Below are 406 nucleotides of genomic sequence, written 5' to 3' on the forward strand. Positions count from 1 at the left end.
GCATGTTGCAGAGCTGCCTGTTTCTCCAGAATATCCATTTGCGGCGGTGAGGCCGCTGGTGCCGGCAGTTGCTCTTCTTCCCGGGACTTCAGTTTCTCGTTGTACCACTGCCAGCCCGCGTCTTTTGCGTAAGCCGGCATCAGGGTGCAGCAAAGGCACCCCGCCAGCATGGCGGCATGTATTGTTCGCATGGTAAATACCCTTTTATGAATTAACGCGGCTGGCGTGACAGATGCTGATAGACGCTGTACTTATCAAGAAGACGCCGTGTTTTTCCTGCGTCATTGCGGGCTTCAAAGCGATACCCGCTGCAGTACAGGGGAAGCGAATTCATTTCCAGGTTCACCCGCTCCCCTTCTTTAACCACCCACGCGGCCTGAGAAACCCGGTCACACTGAATACCCCA

2 protein-coding genes are annotated in these 406 nt (G+C 55.2%); both read right to left on the reverse strand.

The genetic code is table 11. The features are described 5' to 3' along the window. On the reverse strand, positions 1-191 hold a 191-nt coding region (locus tag ELS83_RS23040; RefSeq protein WP_430438945.1), incomplete at its 3' end, for a thioredoxin domain-containing protein. A 20-nt stretch (positions 192-211) separates the two neighbouring features. Then, positions 212-406, reverse strand: a 195-nt coding sequence (locus ELS83_RS23045; protein WP_283242770.1) for a hypothetical protein, incomplete at its 5' end; no start/stop codon positions are given.

Origin of the sequence: Marinifilum caeruleilacunae (assembly GCF_013141825.1) — a bacterium.
Classification (GTDB): Bacteria; Bacteroidota; Bacteroidia; order Bacteroidales; family Marinifilaceae; genus Marinifilum; species Marinifilum caeruleilacunae.